Genomic DNA, 18,033 nt, shown 5'->3' with positions numbered 1-18,033 from the left:
CGGGCGGAAGCGGGCGAGGCGGCCCGGCGCCCCGGTCAGAAGGGCGGCTCCCCCGAGAACTCGGGGACGGGCAGGGGCGCCCACCACCCCTCGTGCTCGGCTTCGGCGAGTTCGGCGAGGCCGGGGTATTCGCGGCGGCAGGCGGAGCAGAAGGTCTCGTCGCCCACGGGGCGGAAGGCATGGGCGCCCGGCCGTCCAGGGCCACGGCATTCGGTGACGGGGCGTGGCGGGGCCGGGGCCCGGACGGCCGCAGCACCCGCTCTGGCGGTGTCGGCGGCGGCGAGTTCGGCGGGGTCGGGGACGTTCGTACGGAGCCGGTTGGTGACGAATCCGGCGGCGTTGCGGATCGGTTCCTTGGGGAGGTCGTGGGAGAGCGCGTGGTAGATCTCCATGGCGGGGACACCGCGTTTGAGCTGCTCAGCGACGTTGCCAGCCAGATAGCGGATGTTGCGGACGGACATCCGGAGGTCTCTTCGTACGGTCTCCAGCTCGCGCAGCATTCGCTCGGCGAGGACGAAGCGGGGTTCCGGTTCGGAACTGGGCCCGGTCTGCGGGGTGTTCGCGCCGGGAGCGACGGGCCCGACGGCAGGCGGAGGTGCCGGGTGCTCTTCCGAGACCGCCTCGGACGCCGACACCGGAGCCAGCTCTGGCGCTGCGGGCGGCGGCCACCCCGGGCCCTCGGGCCCGCTCTCGGGCAACTCACGCTCCGCTGCTCTCGGTTCGGGGCACCCGGCCGCAACGGGCTCCGGCTCCACGGACCCAGCCGCCGCAGGGGCAACTGGATCCGGCTCCGGTCTCGCCTCCACCGACCCGCCCCCGTGCCCCGCCGCACTGCACTCGACCCACGCTGCCAGCACCGCTAGCTTTTCCACCGCCCGGCCCGCCGTCGTTTGCGCTTGCGCGTGGTCTTGGGGTGGGCGGGTGGGGGATGTCTTGTAGTTGGTCTTGGTAGTACCGGTAGACCCGTCGGCTCGCCGAACCCTCGGCTGACCGACGGTCGGTTTCTGGACACTCGGAGCCGACCTGGGGTTCTGCCCGGTGCGCAAGGTGATGAACTCGTCCTCCGTAAGGGGGACATTGCTGAGCCACTGCTCGGTGTACCGCTGCCCCCCGGCGCCCTGGCCCCGGTAGTCGTACGCGTACCCGTGCTCGACGAGCTCCTTCTTGACCTTCTTGGCCGTACCGGACTTGAAACCCAGGGCCTTGGAGTGCTCACAGATGGACACGTACTGCTCGGCGGGCGGGAGTCCGCCCACGTACGCGAGCAGCAGTCGCGTCTCGGCGAGGAGGGTCGTCTTCTGAAAGAGCGCGTTGGGCACCTTGGTGAAGGACCGAGTGGGCGAGATAGCATGAAGAAACATTCCTGGGGCTCCTTGCGTAAGCCTCGGTGTGAGGCCCTCGCCCGGTGCGACCAACACCGGCGGGGGCCGCCCTATGCGCCGTTCACGTACGCGAAGAGCTATGACGCGATTACGGTACCGCATCAACTGACCACGCTGCGTTGCCGCTTGGGAGCCCTACGGGCTTTCGTCATGGCCAACTACTCCTGCACACGACGTGCTGCCGCGTCCAAGGCCAGCTGCCACGGGTACTCCGTCGGCTTTCCCTCGCCCGGCTGATTCGGGGTGAACCCTCCGTCTCCGTAGAGCACTTCGACGCCCGCCTTCCTCAGCGTGGCCACGGACACGTCGATCTGGGGGTGTGCGGCGTACGCCGCGTTCACGCACGGCATCGCCACCAGCGGGATGCCCTTGCCGATTCCCTCCGCGACCACCCCCACGACGAACACACTGGTGAGGCCGAGCGCCCACGAGTTCAGGCTGTTCGCCGTGATCGGCGCGAACAGGGCCACGTCGGCCGTCGGCCATGCGTCTGCGGTGCCGGGCCGCTTGTAGGAGTGCCGGACCGGATGCCCGGTGAGCTCCGCGAGCTCGTCGATGCTGTCGTGCAACCACTCCGCGGCAGTCGGCGTCAGCCCGAGGCACACTTCGAACCCGCGTCGCTGGGCCGACTCGATGACGCCTGCCACCCCCATCACGGGCGGTGCGGCAGATCCGAACAGGTAGAGCACAGGAGAAGTCATGTCTCTATCGCATCACAGGACGTCACCCCGAACTCTGATCGGATCAGGGGCGACGCAGCACCAACGCCCTGGTGGGCGGGTAGCTTTCCGGATGACGAGTCAGGAACGGAGCCCGTTATGCCCGGACTGGATGACGACCACACGGGATCTCGAATCCAGCGGTACCGCAAGCTGGCGCGTCTCAGTCAACGTCAGCTCGCGGAACGCACCTCGTACTCCTACAGCCTGGTCAATCAGGTGGAGTGCGGCGCACGCCAGGCAACGCCGCAGTTCGTGGGGGCTGTCGCGCCCGTGCTGGGTGTGACCCCCGAGGTTCTTACAGGCGACGCGTCACTGCCTGAGGCCCGGCAAGCCGCACTCATCACCATGGTCCGCCCGATCCGCGAAGCTCTGGATCTCTGGGATCTGGACCCGGGACACCGGCAACCGCCTGCGGTTGCCGTGTTGGCGCAGTCTGCTGACGAGGTCTGCCAGCAGGTCCGCGCCACCCATCTGCGTATGGCGAGCCGTCAGCTCCCGATGTTGATCGCGGATCTGGTGTGCTCCATGCAAACCGCTCCGTCGACCGAGGGGTGGCGCGCCCTGGCCTCGGTCTACCGCACCGCCCATGACGTGGCGCTCAAGTTGGGATACCCCGACCTGTCCACCGTCGCGCTCGACCGGATGGGCTGGGCTGCGGAACGAGCTTCCGATCCATGCCTGGCTGCGATCCGCCAGTACAAGAGGGCTCTCAGCCGCAAGAGCGCAGATCATGAACTGGGGGCTCGGCTCATTGCCGCCGGCCTTGATCTTGTGCGCGGCGAGACCAGCCGCCAGGCCATGGCCGTCGCCGGGCAACTCCACCTCGGCGCGGTCTCCGTGGCCGCCCGGGAGGACAACCGCGGCGCTGTAACAGCCCACGTCGCCGCAGCACGCGAATTTGCGACCCGGGTAGGCGGTGAGGCCCCGGACGTCCACTGGTTGTCATTCGGCCACACGAATGTGGCGCTGCACGAGATGGGTGCCTCCATCACGATGCGGCAGTTCGACACGGCCCTCACCCAGGCCCGTGCCATCACGCTGATGCCATCCGTCGTCACGAGTCGCCGGGCCCGGTACCTCGTGGACCGTGCCGTCGTGGAGATGGAGGTGGGCTCGGCCGATGCCGCGCTACGACATCTGATCGCCGCGCGGAAGGCCGCGCCGGAGCAGACCCGGTACCACCGAGGCACGCACGAGGTGGTGTCCGGCCTCCTGCACACCGCCCGCAGCACGCCGGACACCTTGTCGCAGATGGCCACCTGGATCGGACTCTAGGGACCGAGCACACCGCTCACAGTTCTGTGAGCGATCCGGGCTCTGGGGAGCGGCACTCTGGTCAGCACACGAATTCGCTGCCCTCGGGGACGGTCCTGCTCATGCCCGCACAGAGAACGAACCCGCTCTCCGACTGGCTCGCCCACGCACAGGCCGACCCCGAGACCGCCCACCGGGAGTGGCGTGATCAGGGTCTTTCCGTGCTGCCGCTCGGCGTCCTTTTCGACACGGTCCGGATCCCGGCCGAGGTTCTGCACGCGGCGCTCGTCAACACTCGCCCGGCCGCCGTCAGTCCGCTGCTGGAGCAGCTGCTCGGCGGTCCGGTGATCCAGGACGCGGACCGCTGGTTCTATCCGCTGGTCTCGGTCGGCGCGGCAGACCGTTGGCAGTCCCGTGCAGCCGAGTACCTCGGGTCGGGTGGGTGGCTCGGGGTGCCGCAGGTCGATCAGCTCGCCCCGCCCGGTAGCCACTGGATCGCGCCGGTACGCGAGCCCGGACGCCTCTGCGGCCTGGCGCGCGTGGCCGAGCTGGTGGACGTCGGGGCGGCCCGCCTCGCGTACGGGTCTGCATCATGACGGTACGGACCCGGCCCGCCGCGACGTACCGGACGCCGGAGTGCCGGTGCGACGAGCACGCCATGTGCCCCGGCCCGCGCGAGATCCGACTCGCATCCCAACAACGCTACGAGCGACCGGTGATGACCCTGCAATGCGCGTGCGGGTGCCACCGCGGGCTCGGCGAATTCGTCGAGATCGAGGACTGACCACCCCTGCCGCATCCTGGCGCGGGTCCTGCACCACATCCACCGTATGCAGCGACCAAGGAGGAGACTTGCAGACAACCCCCGCAGGTACGGATACGACCGCCCAGGTCCCATGGGGACTGCGCCGGATGACTCCGCTGCGCAACGGTTCCCCCTCTCCCTGGCTGTACGCGGGCGTTGACCCGGCCACCCAGACCGGCCTATGGGTCGGAGAGGACGGCGCGATGACGCCGGCTGAACTCGGCAAGCACGGTACGAGCGTGAACACCTATCCGCCGACGCAGGTCGGAAAGGACGGCAAGGTGGACGCAGACTCCGGCCATGACGCGTCACAGGACTAGGGGCAACGCCATGGACGGCCGCTCGGTGCTGGTCTGCACGCAGGACGAGGACGCGACCGCTGATCTGGTCATCGCGGAGTTGAACCGGCGCCAGGTGCCCGTCCTCCGGTTTGATCCCGGCCGGGACTTCCCGGCCCCGGCAGTGCTTGCCGCGCGGACCGGGGCGGGAGGGTGGGGCGGACGGTTCACGCTCGGGGCACGCACGGTCGACCTGTCCGCCGTGCGCGCCTTGTACCACCGACGCCCCCACACCTACGCAACCGAGGGTGGTGAGCAGTTCGTACGGTTCGCAGCGCAGGAGAACCGGCGCGGCCTGGGTGGCGTGCTCGGCTCACTGCCGGGGTGCCTGTACCTCAGCCACCCGCAGGCCATCGCACGAGCGGAGTACAAGCCCGCTCAGTTGGACGCGGCGATCCGGGTGGGGCTCACGGTCCCCGCCACCCTGATCACGAACGATCCAATCGAGGCCAAGGCGTTCTGCGCTGAACAGCCGACCCTCTACAAGCCCTTGCACGCCGGGGCGTACGACATCGAGGGCGAGCCTGCCGGAATCTGGGCAGCGCCCGTCGAAGCGGACGAGATCGACGGTGCGGTGAGTCACAGCGCGCACCTGTTCCAGTCGCAGGTACCCAAGGTGGCGGACGTACGCGCGGTCGTGGTCGGGGAGCGGGTGTTCTGCGCCCTGATCACCGCACCGCCCGGCGTCGTGGACTGGAGAGCGGAGTATCAGAGCCTCGCCTATGAGCCGGTCGCCTGCTCGGACGGGATGTGCCGGACGCTGGTGCGGTTCCTCGCCGACTTCGGGCTGAGCTTCGGAGCCTTCGATTTCGCCGTGACCGCCGACGGCGAATGGTGGTTCCTGGAGTGCAACCCGAACGGTCAATGGGCGTGGCTCGAAGAAGCGGCCGGACTGCCGGTCACCAGCGCTGTCGCCGACCTGTTGGAGAACGGAGCGAGCCACCATGACTGACCACCTCCCCTCGGTGCACCTGCGCGAAGACCTCGCGCGCCGCCTGGCCAAGGCGGGCGCGCTGCACACTCCGGAGGGGAGAGCCGCCGTGCTGTCCGTGCCTCGTGAGGCGTTCCTCTCGCGCGGCTGGTTCGAGTACGAAGGCGGTGGCTGGTACCGGCCCGAGCCCGGCGACTCCGCCGACGCACTCGGGCGGATCTACGAGGACGACACCCTGGTGACACAGGTGGCCGGGGGCGTCTTCGCCGAGCAGGTCGAGGGGCGGATCGCGGCGGCGCCCTCGTCGTCGTCCACCCTGCCGAGCCTGGTCGTCCGGATGCTGGAGGAGCTGCGGGCCAGCGAAGGGATGCGCGTCCTGGAGATCGGCACGGGCACCGGTTACTCAACCGCCCTGCTGTGCAGCGTAGTTGGCGAGGAGCATGTGACCACAGTCGAGGTGGATGCCGAGGTTTCCGCTCGCGCGGGGATCGCGCTCGGGGGTGCCGGTTACTGGCCTGCACAGGTGGTCGGTGACGGCCTGGCGGGCTACCTGCGCGGCGGCCCGTACGACCGTGTGATCGCGACATGCGGTGTGCATACGGTGCCGGGCGACTGGCTCGCGCAGACCCGGCCCGGTGGTGAAGTCCTGGTCACGGTCGGCGGGTGGATGCACGCTTCCGAACTCGTACGGCTGACGGCCGCCGAAGACGGCACTGCCGACGGCCCGGTACTCGGCGGACAGGTCTCGTTCATGCTGGCCCGCCCGCACCTTCCGCCCCCGCTCGGGATGCTGCCGGATCTCAGCGAGGGCGAGGCCGTCCCCACCGGTTTCGGCGCGGACGTGCTCGACGACTGGACGGCCCGCTTCGTCGCCCAGTTCGCCGCACCCCGCGCACAACGGATCACGCTGGAGCGGGACGGCCGGACGGAACACATCGTGATCGACGTGGGCACCGGTTCGTGGGCGGTCGTCTTCCGGGACGGTGCGCGGTGGATGGTCCGGCAGGGCGGCACAGCACGCTTGTGGGACCTGATCTCCGAGTACGTCACCCGCTGGCAGGCGGACGGACGACCGCCGACCGAGCGCATGCGGCTGCACGTCGGCCGCGAAGGGCAACGCCTCACCTGGGAACAGGCGTCGGCCGGCTGACGTGTGTTCCGAGGCGCCTCAGAAGTTGCCCAGACCGCCGCACACGTTGAGCGCTTACGCCGTGATCGAGGCCGCCAGGCCGGTGGTCCCGACCGAGCTTGACCTGAACCTTGGTTGACGTACGAGAGTCGTGTCATCGAACGGCGAGACGAGGAGATTCCGATGACACAGCCCGGGATCCTGGTGACCGGCGCGACCGGAAAGGTGGGCGGCGCGGTGGTGGCCCAACTGCACGCGGCAGGCGTGACCGTACGGGCGCTGGTGAGAGGGGAGGCGGCGGACTTCCCGGAGGGTGTGCAGGTGGTACGCGGCGATCTCGGTGACCCCGCGTCGCTGGACACGGCTCTGCAGGGCGTCGATTCGGTCTTCCTGGTGTGGCCGTTCTTGAGCGCCGAGGGCGCGTCGGACGTCATCGACGCGATCGGGAAGCACGCCCGGCGGGTGGTGTATCTGTCCTCCGCCGGGGTCGGCGACCAGAAGGAGAAGCCGGGCGAGGCGATCACTATGTTCCACACGGAGCTGGAGCGGCTGGTCGAGGCATCGGGTCTGGAGTGGACGGCGCTGCGGCCCACCGGGTTCGCGGGCAACACGCTGGGCTGGGCGGAGGAGGTCCGCGCCACCGGTGCGGTACGGGCGCCGATGGCGAAGCTGGCCCGCCCGCTGATTCACGAGGCGGACATGGCGGCGGTCGCCGTTCAGGCCTTGACCACCGATGCGCTGCTCGGCGCCCGCCCCCTGATCACCGGCCCCGAACTGATCACCCAGGAACGGCAGGTGGCGCTGATCGGCGAGGCCGTCGGGCGGCCGGCGCGGTTCGAGGAGGTCACGCTGGACGAAGCCATCGCGCAGATGAAGGCCAAGGGCTATCCGGCAGAGCTGGTGGAGGCTGTGCTGCCGGCCCAGGCGGAGCTGCTCAAGAACCCGGAGCCGGTCAACGACGAGGTGGAGCGCATCACGGGCACCCCTGCCCGGTCCTTCCGTGAGTGGGCGGTGGACCATGCGGCAGACTTCCGCTGACAGGTGCGTCGGCACACGTTGATGCGGACGCCGCGGACCACTGCGGCAGCGTCGAGCCTCCCCGCGGATGGGTGGGGCAGGACACTCGCTGTCGCGTCCGTGCCCCACCTACCCTTGCGATCATGATTCGCGCAGTGGTCTTCGACGTCGGTGAGTGCCTGGTCGACGAGACGCGGGAGTACGGCACGTGGGCCGACTGGCTCGGCGTCCCGCGCCACACCTTCGCCGCGATGTTCGGCGCGGTCATCGCACAGGGCCGGGACTACCGGGACGTCTTCCAGGAGTTCCGGCCGGGGTTCGACCTGTACGAGCAACGGCAGGCCCGCGTCGACGCCGGGCAGCCGGAGCACTTCGGGGAGGCCGATCTCTACCCCGACGTCCGCCCCGCACTGGCGGCCCTCCGTGCTGCGGGCCTGTGGCTCGGCATCGCGGGCAACCAGACCGCTCGCGCCGGCGGTCTGCTCCGACAGCTGTTCACCCAGGACGTCGACTTGATCGGCACCTCGGACGACTGGGGCGCGAGCAAGCCGGACCCCGAGTTCTTCGTGCGGGTCGCTTCGGTGGTGCCGTTCGCCCCGGCGGAGATCCTCTACGTCGGCGACCGTGTCGACAACGACCTCCGCCCCGCCGTCGCCGTCGGCATGCCGACCGCGCTCGTCCACCGGGGCCCGTGGGCCACGATCCAGTGGGACACGGACGAAGCGAAGGAACTGCCGACGTTCCGCATCGACAGCCTCGCCGAACTCCCGGACCTGATCGCCAAGTTCAACGCTGAAGCGCGCTGACCGTCGCCCGCCATCCGTGCATCGCGTCGTCCAGCTCGACCACGCACGGGTGGTCGCTCCACGGCTGGAGGGTGTTGCGGACCTCGCGCACGCGGTCCATGCCGGTGGCGTACCAGGTGACCGAGAGCTGCCCGAGTGCCTGCCGGGCCCAGTCGCACGCGGCCACGTCGGCCGCGACGGGCAGCGTCTGGCCTGGGCATAGCCGTCGACCGTCGCCGCGCCGCATGTTCCGGGGCGGCTCAGAAGTTCCGAGTTCGACACTCGCCCTCCCCCTTGGAGAACGAGACTCATTATTGGTTCAGGATATCCTGAATTCATGAATCGATGTACTCTCGGTTCATGCTCACCCTCGCCCCAGACATCGACGTCCTCACCCGCTTCGGCCGCGCCCTCGCTGACCCCATCCGCTGCCGCCTGCTCCTTGCCCTGCGCGAAGCCCCGGCCCACCCCGCCGACCTCGCCGACATGCTCGACATCTCGCGCACCAGGCTCTCCAACCACCTCGCCTGCCTGCGCGACTGCGGCCTGGTTGTCGCCATCCCGGTCGGCCGCCGTACCCGCTACGAACTCGCCGACCCCCGCCTCGGACAGGCGCTGGACGCCCTGCGTACCTCCGTGGTCGCCGTCGCCGCAGACCGCACCTGTCCGGACGCCGAGGACAAGGGCTGCTGCTGATGGCCGGTATAGCCCTCGCTCCCGCACCGGCCCGCCGGGACATTCTCGCCAGGCGGATACGGCTGCTGGTCGCCGCGACCATCACCTACAACGTCATCGAGGCCGTCGTCGCGATCACCGCCGGGACGATGGCCTCCTCCACCGCGCTGGTCGGATTCGGCCTGGACTCGGTCATCGAGGTCTCCTCCGCCGCCGCGGTCGCCTGGCAGTTCTCCGCCCGCGACCACGCCATCCGGGAGGCACGGGAGAGGACCACGCTGCGGATCATCGCCTTCTCCTTCTTCGCCCTCGCCGCGTACGTCAGCGTCGACGCCGTCCGCACCCTGGCCGGGAACGCGGAAGCCGACAGCTCACTGCCCGGCATCGTGATCGCATCCCTCTCCCTGGCGATCATGCCGTTCCTCTCCGCCGCCCAGCGCCGGGCCGGACGCGAACTCGGCTCCGCCAGCGCCGTCGCCGACTCCAAGCAGACCCTGCTCTGCACCTATCTCTCCGCCGTCCTGCTGGCAGGCCTGATACTCAACGCCACCCTCGGCTGGTCCTGGGCCGACCCCGTCGCCGCCCTCGTCATCGCGGTCATCGCGGTGAAAGAAGGCCACAACGCCTGGCAGGGCAAGGGGTGTTGCACGAGCTCTGCAACGGCGCCTCTCTCACCTACCGCCGTCGCGACGGATGCCCACGGCTGCCGCCCCGGATGCGACTGTTGCTGACGGGAAGTCCACACAGCTTCTTCCGGGGCCGGCCCGGTCGTCAGATGTCCGGGCGGACGGCGGCTCCAGCGGTCTATTGCGGGAGCGAGAAGCCCTCGGGCGGCGTGCCCTCGACGAACAGCATCCCCACCCCCACCTTGCCCTCACGGATCGCCCGGGCACGCCGGTACTCCGGGGAGTCGTACCACTGCCGGATCCGGTCCATGTCGGGAAACTCGATGACCATGAACCGGGAGGAGTCCCAGGTGCCCTCGACGGGCTCGGGCGTGGTGCCCGCGACCAGGTATCGGCCGCCGTGGCTGAGGATGGACGCTTGGGCCACGGTGCGTGTACTGGTGTCAGGGCCGAGCCCAGCTTTCGGGGTGGCTCAGAAGTTGCCCAGGCCGCCGCACACGTTGAGCGCCTGCGCCGTGATCGAGGCCGCCAGGTCCGTGGTCAAGTAGCCGACCAGGCCCGCGACTTCCTCCGGGGTGGAGTAGCGGCCCAGCGGGATCTTGGCCTCGAACTGTTCCTGGACGTACTCCTCCGTCGTGTCCCACGCCGCCGCGTACCCGCTGCGTACGCGCGCCGCCATCGGGGTCTCCACGTAGCCGGGGCACACCGCGTTGACCGTGACGCCCGTCGGGGCCAGCTCCTTGCCCAGGGCCTTGGTCAGGCCCACCACAGCGTGCTTGGAGGCCGTGTACGGGGCGCCGAGCAGGACGCCCTGTTTGCCTGCCGTGGAGGCGATGTTGATGATGCGGCCCCAGTCGGCGGTGGCCAGGCCGCCCGCGTTGAGGACCTCGCGGGTCAGCAGGAACACGCTGTGCAGGTTGGTGTCGATGACCTCGTGCCACAGCTCGTCGGTGATGTCCGCCGTCGCGCCGCCGCCGCTGCGGCCCGCGTTGTTCACCAGTACGGAGATCGGCCCGCCGAAGGCTGCTACAGCGGCCCGTACGAGTGCTTCGACCGCCGTGCGGTCGGTGACGTCGGCCGCCATTCCCTCCACCGTCAGGCCCTCGGCGCGCAGGTCCTCCACCGTCTGCTTGACCGCGCTCTCGGTGCGCGCGCAGAGGAACACCCGGTGCCCCCGGGCCCCGAGGTCGCGAGCGATGGCCAGCCCGATACCGCTCGTCGCACCCGTGACCAGCGCCACCGGAAACTCTGGAGCCCTGCCTGTCGCCGTCCCCGTCATCGCGATCCCCTCCGTCGCCCGTGCAACCGTGCCGCCCCGACTCTGGCGCGGGCGGCTGGGGGCGCGGCAGGGTGCGGGTGGAGTGGGGCGGCCTTCAGGCGGGCTGTTGCGGGCCGGTGCCTTCGGCGAAGGCGGTGGTGAAGGCCGCTTCACCCAGGGCCTCGCGGGTGCGGGCGGTGATGCGGTCCACGTCGCCTCGCTCCCCCGGCGGCAGCGGTGCCCCCACCGACTCCCGCGCCGCCGTCGCCGAGCCCAGAAGGCGGGCCGCCGCGCGGTGCTCGCCCTGGAGGGAACGTGCGCCCGCCAGCCCCTCCATGGCCAGGGCCACCGCCCGGGGATCGCCGAGCTTCCGGGCGAGGGCCAGGCCCTCGTGATGGTGCGCCAGCGCGGTCGGTGCGTCGCCCCGCTGCTCGGCCACGAAGCCCAGTTCGGCAAGGATCAGGGTCAGCCCCGGGCCGAAGTCGAGCCGACGGAACCACGTCAGGAGGGGGTCCAGGTGCTCCCCGGCCGTGTCGAAGTCGCCCGCCCTGCGCGCGCCGAGCGCGAGGCCGATCCTGGCGCTGACCTCCCCGTCCCTGAAGTTCTGGTCGGAGGCCAACTCCAGTGCACGTTGGTGGAGTTCATGGGCGCGTACGTGGTCCCCAGAGAGGAGTGCCAGGCGGCCCAGGCCGGTCAGGCGCTTGGACGCCTCCATCCACAGGCCCAGTTTCTCGGCCAAGCGCAGCCCGTCCTGGTGCAGTTGGGCCGCCCGTGCGTAGTCACCGGCGATCTCCGCCAGCGAGGCGAGCGGGAAGACCGTCTGCAACTGGCCCCAGCCGTCGCCCAGTTCGGCGAAGAGCCGGGCGCTCTCCGTGCCGTCGCGTTCCAGTGCGGCCAGGTCGCTGCGTCCCAGCGCGTGCCGTGCTCGTACGCTCAGCGCCGCCGCCGTGCCCCAGCGGTCCCCCAACTCACGGAAACCGGCCAGGGACTGCTCGACCAGGGGCTCCCCCAGCGACAGGTCGTAGCCCATCAGTACGGAGCCGAGGAACCATTGCGCGGCGGCGAGTCCGGGCGGGTCGTCGAAGGTGGCGTAGGGCGCGAGCGCCGAGTGGATACGGGTACGGAGCGCGCTTCCGTCCTGGCTGCTGCCGCCCTCCCCCTCGTCTCCCTCGCCCGCCAGGATCGCCAGCCCGGCTGCCCATACTCCGGCGCGTGCCCGGAGCTGGGCTGACCTTTCCCCGTCCGGCCGCACCGCGAGCGCCGACGCCAGCGACCGGCGTGCCTCCGTGAGGCGCGAGCGCAGGACCCAGTACCAGGCCAGCGCGTTGACCAGCCTCAGCGCGTCGTCCCCGTGCTCTTCCTGGACGGTGAAGGAGAGTGCGGCCCGCAGGTTGGCGCTCTCCTCGTCCAGCTGTTCGAGGGTGCGCCGCTGATCCGGCCCGTGCAGCAACGGGCCTGCCGTGACCGCCAGTTCGGTGTAGTACGTCGCGTGCCGGTGCCGGAGGTCGTGCGCCTCGCCCGCCTCGTTCAGGCGCTCGGCGCAGTACGCCCGTACCGATTCCAGCAGTCCGTAGCGCGGCCCCGTCGCGCAGTCGGCGGCCACCACCAGCGAACGATCGGTCAGCCGGGCCAGCAGGTCCAGCACCTCGGCGGGCTTGACCCCGTCCCCGGAGCAGACCGCCTCGGCGGCCCGGAGCGTGCAGCCCTGCGCGTGGACGGCCAGCCTGCGCAGCACGATGCGCTCGGCGGCGGTCAGCAGCTCCCAGCTCCAGTCGATCATCGCGCGCAGGGTGCGCTGCCGGGCCGGGGCGTCGCGGTAGCCGCCCGACAGCAGTTCGAGGCGGTCGTCCAGCCGGGCCACCAGACCGTGCACGCCGAGGGTCCGTACGCGCGAGGCCGCCAGCTCCAGGGCCAGCGGGATGCCGTCGAGGCGTCGGCACAGTTCCGCGACGGCCTCGGCGTTGTCCGCGTCAAGGGCGAAGCCGGGCGCGCCGGCGGCCCGCGCCACGAAGAGGCGGACCGCCGCCGACTCCCGTACGGCATCCGGGTCGGCGGCCGCATCGGGCGGCGGCAGGTCCAACGGCGGTACGGGGAAGAGCACTTCGCCGCCCAGGCCCAGCGGCTCCTGACTGGTCGCGAGGATACGGATGCCGGGCGCGGCACCCAGCAGCCGCCGGGCCAGCTCGGCCGCCGCGTCCAGCAGGTGCTCGCAGTTGTCGAGGATGAGCAGCAGACGTTTGCCGCGCAGGGCGTGGACCAGCCGGTCGACCGCCGCCCCTCCGGGGCCGGGGCCTGTGCCCGCTTCCTCTCGTATGCCCAGGACCCGTAGCGCCGTCTCGGCGACCAACTGGTGTGCCTCTTCGCCGCGTTCGCCCTCCGTGGCGGCCAGTTCGACGATCCAGGAGCCGTCGGCGAGGTCCGCCGTCTGCCGGGTCGCGGCCTCGACCGCGAGTCGCGTCTTGCCCACGCCGCCCGGTCCGGTCAGCGTCACCAGCCGCCCCTCGCCCAGCAGCGCACGCACCTCGTCGACCGCCGCGTCACGGCCGACCAGTGCGGTCACGGGGGCGGGGAGGTTCGTACGGGGCCGCCCCGGCGAGCTCTCCGCTCCCGCCGCTCCCACCGCTCCCGCCAGTTCCGGCTCCTGGCGCAGGATCGCCGCGTGCAGCGCCGTCAGTTCGGCGCTCGGGTCGACGCCCAGGTCATCCGCCAGCCGCTCCCGCAGCTCGGCATAACTCTCCAGCGCCTCGCTCTGCCGACCGGCCCGGTACAGCGCTCGCAGCTGTACGGCCCGCAGCCGTTCGCGCAGTGGATGGCGGGCCACCAGTTCGCCCAACTCCCCCACCAGCGCCGCGTGTTCGCCCACCCCGAGCCGAGCTTCCGCCAGCTCCTCGACCGCCGTCAGCCGCTCCTCCGCCAGCCTGGCGATCGCGGCTCCGGCGAACGGCTCGTCGGCGAAGTCCTCGAACGCCTCGCCCCGCCACAGTCCCAGCGCCTCCGCGAGCAGCCCGGCACGCACCCGTGCGTCCGGCTCCGTACGGGCCCGTGCGACCAGCGCGGCGAAGCGTCCGGCGTCCACCGCCTCGGCATCGTCCACCGCCAGCGCGTAGCCCGCGGCCGTGGCCCGCACCAGCCGGCGCCCGGCACCCGGTACGGCCTGCTCCAGCGCGCGGCGCAGCTGGGAGACCTTGCCCTGAAGTGTGTTGGCCGGGTGGGCAGGCAAGTCCCGTACGCCCCACAGGTCGTCGACCAAGCGGTCCACCGACACCGGGCGCCCCGGGGCGATCAGCAGAGCGCCGAGCAGGGCGCGGACCTTCGCTCCGGGGATCGCCACCGGCTCCCCCTCCGGGGTCCAGACCGCCAGCACACCGAGCACCCCGAATCGCATGCCTGAACGATATCCCGCACGCACCGCACCCCCGGCCCGCGACCGACAGCCACCCTGCCCCCGACCGACAGCCATCCAACAGCCGATCAACAGCGCAGCTCAGCACAGTGATCCCCATGAACACCGCAGCGCAGAACGCCACCAAGAACTCCGCCCCCACCGTCGCCGTCCTCGGACTCGGCAACCTCGGCCAGGCACTCGCCACGACGTACCTCGACAGCGGCCACCGCACCACCGTCTGGAACCGCACCGCCGCCAAGGCCGACGCTCTCGTCGGCCGGGGCGCCCGGCGGGCCGGCACCCCCGCCGAGGCCATCGCCGCCGCAGAGCTGGTGATCATGAACGTCCTGGACGACGCCGCCGCGCTCGCGGTCCTCACCCCGGCCGCCCCCGCCCTGACCGGCAAGACGCTGCTGAACCTCACCACCAGCACCCCGGAAGGCACCCGCCAACTCGCGGCGCTGGCCGCCCGGCACGGCGCGGCCTACCTCGACGGAGCGGTCTACGCCGTGCCGCAGACCCTCGGGCAGCCCGAGTCCTTCGTGCTCTACAGCGGCTCGCCCACCGCCTTCGAAGCCGTACGCCCGCAGCTGGAACTCCTGGGCTCCGCCTCCTTCGTCGGCGCCGACCCGACCCTCACCCCGGTCCACGACCTGGCCCTGCTCAGCGGCATGTACGGGATGTTCGCGGGCTTCTTCCAGTCGGTCGCCCTCGCCGAGACCGCGGGGATCAAGGCGGCGGACATCACCGGGTTCCTGGTCCGCTGGCTCGGCTCGGCGGCCGCCGCGCTGCCCGGCTTCGCGTCGGAGATCGACTCCGGCGAGTACGACGCCACGGACGTCTCCAACATCAGCATCAACGCGGTCGGCCTGGCCAACATCCTCACCGCCACCCGCGCCCGCGGCCTCGGCACCGAACTCCTCGACCCGCTCCGGTCCGCGCTGGAGGAACAGCTCGCCGCCGGACACGGCGCCGCCAGCCTCTCCCGCACCATCGAGTCCGTAAGGAAGGGCAAGTAGCCATGAACGTCAACGCCGAGAAGAACCAGAACAACGCAGGCCGGTACGCCGGCAAGAAGGCCGTCATCATCGGCGGCACCCACGGCATGGGCCTGGGAGTCGTCAAGGCACTGCTCGCGGGCGGCGCCGAGGTCCTGCTGACCGGGCACAGCGAGAAGAACCTCGAAGCGGCCCGCGACGAGCTCGCCCCCTACGGCGACGCCGTGCACGCGGCCCGTTCCGACATCTCCAGCACGGCCGACATCGACGCCCTCGCCGCCCTCGTCGCCGCCGAACTCGGCACCGTCGACTTCCTGCACATCAACGCGGGCACCGCGTCGATCGAGCCGTTCGAGAAGGTCACCGAGGCCAGTTACGACCAGGCCTTCGCCATCAACACCAAGGGCGCCTTCTTCACCGTGCAGCGCCTGGCCCCGCTGATCGAGGACGGCGGCTCCATCGTCTTCACCACCTCGGTCACCACCGTCATGGGCTACCCGCAGATGGCCACGTACTCCGCGTCGAAGGCCGCCGCCCGTTCCTTCGCCCAGGTGCTCGCCGCCGAGCTGCTGCCCCGCCGTATCCGGGTCAACGCGATCAGCGGCGGCTACATCAACACCCCGACCATGGCGGTTCCCACCTGGACCGACCGGGAACGGGCCGAGTTCCTCGAAGCGGGCGACCAGGAGACCCCGATGAAGCGCGTCGGCACCATCGAGGAGTTCGCCACGGCCACGCTCTTCCTCGCCTTCGACGCCACCTTCACCACCGGGATCGAGTTCCCCGTCGACGGAGGCCTGGCCCAGCGCATCCACGCCCCGGCGTAAGCACCGGGACGCGCCGGGACGCGCCTCAGCTGATCGGGCCGAAGATCCGGGTGCGGTCGAAGTCGGCGTCCATGCCGTCCAGCACCGCACCCAGCTCCTTCTCCTCGTACTTGAAGTGCGTCTCCATGACCGCCTCGATCCCGTCCAGGTGCTCGTGCGCCACCTCGGGGTCGGCCGAGTCGGCCACCGCCTTCCGCAGGCCGCCGATCAGGTGCTCGATCATGTTGTGGTCCTGGGTCAGCTTCGCGATCACCGGCGCCAGGTCGGGGCGCGCCCGGACCAGTTCCGGGAACAGCGAGCCGTCCTCGGCACGGTGGTGGCCGGACAGGGCGGCGCAGAACCCGTGGCAGAACAGCAGCAGGTCGTTGGCGGCGTCGGCGGGAGAGCCGCCGTCCAGCCCCGCCCGCGCCAGCGCCAGCGCGGTGCGCAGCTTGCCGTGGACCTGCTGCAGTTCCGCACCCCAGGCGGTGACGCGGTCGGTCGTCAAGGTCGTGCTCCCGTTCTCGGATGACGCCCTGCGTCTCAGATGACGCCCTGCGCCAGCATCGCGTCCGCGACCCGCTCGAAGCCCGCGATGTTCGCGCCCGTGACGTAGTCGCCCGGGGCGCCGTAGCGCTCGGCCGTCTCGTACGAGACCTCGTGGATCGAGCGCATGATGCCCGCCAGCTCGTCCTCGACCCGGGCTGCCGTCCAGGCCTCGCGGCCCGCGTTCTGGCTCATCTCCAGCGCGCTGACCGCGACGCCGCCCGCGTTGGCCGCCTTGCCGGGGCCGAAGGCGACACCGGCCTCCTGGAGGACGCGTACGGCCTCGGGGGTGGTCGGCATGTTGGCGCCCTCGGAGACCGCGCGGACCCCGTTGCGTACGAGGGACAGGGCGTCGGTCTCGGTCAGTTCGTTCTGGGTGGCGGAGGGGAAGGCGACGTCCGCGGGGACGTCCCAGACCCGGCCGCCGGGCACGTAGCGGGCGCTGGCGCCCCTGCGCTCCGCGTACTCGCTGACCCGGCCGCGCTCGACCTCCTTGATCTGCTGGAGGAGTTCGAGGTCGATGCCCTTCTCGTCGACGACGTAGCCCTGGGAGTCGGAGGCCGTGAGCGGGTTCGCGCCGAGCTGCTGGAGCTTCTCGATGGTGTACTGGGCGACGTTGCCCGAGCCGGAGACGACGGCGGACAGACCGTCCAGGCCCGCCCCCCGCTGCTTCAGCATCTCGGCGGCGAACAGCACGCTGCCGTAGCCGGTGGCCTGCGGGCGGATCGCGGAGCCGCCCCAGCCCTGGCCCTTGCCGGTCAGCACGCCGGCCTCCCAGCGGTTGGTGATGCGCCGGTACTGGCCGAAGAGGAAGCCGATCTCGCGGCCGCCGACGCCGATGTCACCGGCCGGGACGTCCGTGTACTCGCCGATGTGGCGGTGCAGTTCGGTCATGAAGGACTGGCAGAAGCGCATCACCTCGGCGTCCGACCTGCCGTGCGGGTCGAAGTCGCTGCCGCCCTTGCCGCCGCCTATGCCCAGGCCGGTCAGCGCGTTCTTGAAGACCTGCTCGAAGCCGAGGAACTTCACCACGCCGATGTCGACCGAGGGGTGGAAGCGCAGACCGCCCTTGTACGGGCCGAGCGCGCTGTTGAACTCCACGCGGTAGCCCCGGTTCACGTGCACATGGCCCCGGTCGTCCTGCCACGGCACCCGGAAGAGGATCTGCCGCTCCGGCTCGGTAAGCCGCTCAAGGAGGGCGACGGCCGGGTCCGCGTACTCGGGCCGGGCCGCGAAGACCGGCGCCAGCGTGTCCAGCACCTCGCGGACCGCCTGGTGGAACTCCGGCTGCGCGGGATTGCGGCGCTCGATGTCCGCCCTCAGTGCGTCCAGCCGCTGGTGGTGGGTGGCGGTGGTGGTGGCCTTCACGGGCGGTT

At 71.0% G+C, this 18,033-nt stretch carries 20 protein-coding genes; 12 read left to right on the top strand and 8 right to left on the bottom strand.

Annotation, left to right across the window (positions count from 1 at the left end; all coding sequences use genetic code 11):
- Positions 1-35: 35 nt before the first annotated feature.
- Positions 36-1,361 carry a hypothetical protein gene (locus ACZ5PB_RS30355; protein ID WP_468695532.1) on the bottom strand — a complete coding sequence of 442 codons (1,326 nt, stop codon included), beginning with the start codon at positions 1,359-1,361 and terminating at the stop codon, positions 36-38.
- A 179-nt stretch (positions 1,362-1,540) separates the two neighbouring features.
- Positions 1,541-2,083 (bottom strand): flavoprotein, encoded by a 543-nt coding sequence (locus ACZ5PB_RS30350; protein WP_468695531.1) that lies wholly within the window; start codon positions 2,081-2,083, stop codon positions 1,541-1,543.
- A gap of 117 nt (positions 2,084-2,200) precedes the next feature.
- On the opposite strand from ACZ5PB_RS30350, the gene ACZ5PB_RS30345 reads away from it, so the two are divergent.
- The 8 genes from ACZ5PB_RS30345 to ACZ5PB_RS30310 all read left to right on the top strand — a co-directional run bounded on the left by ACZ5PB_RS30345 (position 2,201) and on the right by ACZ5PB_RS30310 (position 8,384).
- The gene (locus tag ACZ5PB_RS30345) at positions 2,201-3,379 is read left to right on the top strand and encodes a helix-turn-helix domain-containing protein (protein WP_468695530.1); all 1,179 of its coding nucleotides are present in this window, start codon (positions 2,201-2,203) and stop codon (positions 3,377-3,379) included.
- A gap of 101 nt (positions 3,380-3,480) precedes the next feature.
- Positions 3,481-3,954, top strand: coding sequence for a hypothetical protein (locus ACZ5PB_RS30340; protein WP_468695529.1), 474 nt, complete (start codon positions 3,481-3,483; stop codon positions 3,952-3,954).
- Positions 3,951-4,142 (top strand): hypothetical protein, encoded by a 192-nt coding sequence (locus ACZ5PB_RS30335; protein ID WP_468695528.1) that lies wholly within the window; start codon positions 3,951-3,953, stop codon positions 4,140-4,142. Before ACZ5PB_RS30340 ends, ACZ5PB_RS30335 begins: the two co-directional genes overlap by 4 nt.
- A gap of 68 nt (positions 4,143-4,210) precedes the next feature.
- Positions 4,211-4,483 carry a putative ATP-grasp-modified RiPP gene (gene tgmA / locus ACZ5PB_RS30330; protein ID WP_468695527.1) on the top strand — a complete coding sequence of 91 codons (273 nt, stop codon included), beginning with the start codon at positions 4,211-4,213 and terminating at the stop codon, positions 4,481-4,483.
- A gap of 10 nt (positions 4,484-4,493) precedes the next feature.
- The gene (gene tgmB, locus ACZ5PB_RS30325; RefSeq protein WP_468695634.1) at positions 4,494-5,453 is read left to right on the top strand and encodes an ATP-grasp ribosomal peptide maturase; all 960 of its coding nucleotides are present in this window, start codon (positions 4,494-4,496) and stop codon (positions 5,451-5,453) included.
- A complete protein-coding gene (gene tgmC / locus ACZ5PB_RS30320; RefSeq protein ID WP_468695526.1) occupies positions 5,446-6,582 on the top strand; it encodes an ATP-grasp peptide maturase system methyltransferase in 1,137 nt (378 codons plus the stop codon). The genes tgmB and tgmC overlap by 8 nt, the downstream gene beginning before the upstream one ends.
- A gap of 162 nt (positions 6,583-6,744) precedes the next feature.
- Positions 6,745-7,599: an NAD(P)H-binding protein gene (locus tag ACZ5PB_RS30315; protein WP_468695525.1), complete on the top strand. Its 855-nt coding sequence runs from the start codon at positions 6,745-6,747 to the stop codon at positions 7,597-7,599.
- Between the two features lie 122 nt (positions 7,600-7,721).
- A complete protein-coding gene (locus tag ACZ5PB_RS30310; RefSeq protein WP_468695523.1) occupies positions 7,722-8,384 on the top strand; it encodes an HAD family hydrolase in 663 nt (220 codons plus the stop codon).
- Here the strand turns inward: ACZ5PB_RS30310 and ACZ5PB_RS30305 are convergent.
- The gene (locus tag ACZ5PB_RS30305; protein ID WP_468695521.1) at positions 8,365-8,610 is read right to left on the bottom strand and encodes a hypothetical protein; all 246 of its coding nucleotides are present in this window, start codon (positions 8,608-8,610) and stop codon (positions 8,365-8,367) included. The two genes, ACZ5PB_RS30310 and ACZ5PB_RS30305, sit on opposite strands and share 20 nt — an antisense overlap.
- A gap of 113 nt (positions 8,611-8,723) precedes the next feature.
- Here ACZ5PB_RS30305 and ACZ5PB_RS30300 point away from each other — a divergent pair, with 113 nt between their 5' ends.
- Both ACZ5PB_RS30300 and ACZ5PB_RS30295 read left to right on the top strand, forming a co-directional pair.
- Positions 8,724-9,059: an ArsR/SmtB family transcription factor gene (locus ACZ5PB_RS30300; protein WP_468695519.1), complete on the top strand. Its 336-nt coding sequence runs from the start codon at positions 8,724-8,726 to the stop codon at positions 9,057-9,059.
- Positions 9,059-9,769 carry a cation efflux transmembrane domain-containing protein gene (locus ACZ5PB_RS30295; RefSeq protein WP_468695517.1) on the top strand — a complete coding sequence of 237 codons (711 nt, stop codon included), beginning with the start codon at positions 9,059-9,061 and terminating at the stop codon, positions 9,767-9,769. The genes ACZ5PB_RS30300 and ACZ5PB_RS30295 overlap by 1 nt, the downstream gene beginning before the upstream one ends.
- 73 nt (positions 9,770-9,842) lie before the next feature.
- Here ACZ5PB_RS30295 and ACZ5PB_RS30290 read toward each other — a convergent pair whose 3' ends face one another.
- From ACZ5PB_RS30290 to ACZ5PB_RS30280, 3 genes are all read right to left on the bottom strand, one after another.
- Positions 9,843-10,091, bottom strand: coding sequence for a DUF1330 domain-containing protein (locus ACZ5PB_RS30290; RefSeq protein ID WP_468695515.1), 249 nt, complete (start codon positions 10,089-10,091; stop codon positions 9,843-9,845).
- Between the two features lie 45 nt (positions 10,092-10,136).
- Entirely contained in the window at positions 10,137-10,943 is an 807-nt protein-coding gene (locus ACZ5PB_RS30285; protein ID WP_468695513.1) for an SDR family NAD(P)-dependent oxidoreductase, read from the bottom strand.
- A 94-nt stretch (positions 10,944-11,037) separates the two neighbouring features.
- Positions 11,038-14,307, bottom strand: coding sequence for an AfsR/SARP family transcriptional regulator (locus ACZ5PB_RS30280; protein ID WP_468695512.1), 3,270 nt, complete (start codon positions 14,305-14,307; stop codon positions 11,038-11,040).
- A 116-nt stretch (positions 14,308-14,423) separates the two neighbouring features.
- Here ACZ5PB_RS30280 and ACZ5PB_RS30275 point away from each other — a divergent pair, with 116 nt between their 5' ends.
- Together ACZ5PB_RS30275 and ACZ5PB_RS30270 are read left to right on the top strand one after the other, a co-directional pair.
- A complete protein-coding gene (locus ACZ5PB_RS30275) occupies positions 14,424-15,326 on the top strand; it encodes an NAD(P)-dependent oxidoreductase (protein WP_468695511.1) in 903 nt (300 codons plus the stop codon).
- A 2-nt stretch (positions 15,327-15,328) separates the two neighbouring features.
- The gene (locus tag ACZ5PB_RS30270) at positions 15,329-16,132 is read left to right on the top strand and encodes an SDR family NAD(P)-dependent oxidoreductase (protein ID WP_468695509.1); all 804 of its coding nucleotides are present in this window, start codon (positions 15,329-15,331) and stop codon (positions 16,130-16,132) included.
- Positions 16,133-16,157: 25 nt separating this feature from the next.
- On the opposite strand, the gene ACZ5PB_RS30265 is transcribed toward ACZ5PB_RS30270, so the two are convergent.
- A complete protein-coding gene (locus tag ACZ5PB_RS30265) occupies positions 16,158-16,619 on the bottom strand; it encodes a hemerythrin domain-containing protein (RefSeq protein WP_468695507.1) in 462 nt (153 codons plus the stop codon).
- A gap of 35 nt (positions 16,620-16,654) precedes the next feature.
- Positions 16,655-18,025, bottom strand: a complete 1,371-nt coding sequence (gene gdhA, locus ACZ5PB_RS30260; protein WP_468695505.1) for an NADP-specific glutamate dehydrogenase — start codon at positions 18,023-18,025, stop codon at positions 16,655-16,657.
- Positions 18,026-18,033: the final 8 nt, after the last annotated feature.

Source organism: Streptomyces sp. NPDC032721, from assembly GCF_055579625.1.
The sequence above is the reverse complement of the archived record's forward strand: the minus strand, read 5'-3'. Positions and strand labels throughout refer to the sequence as shown.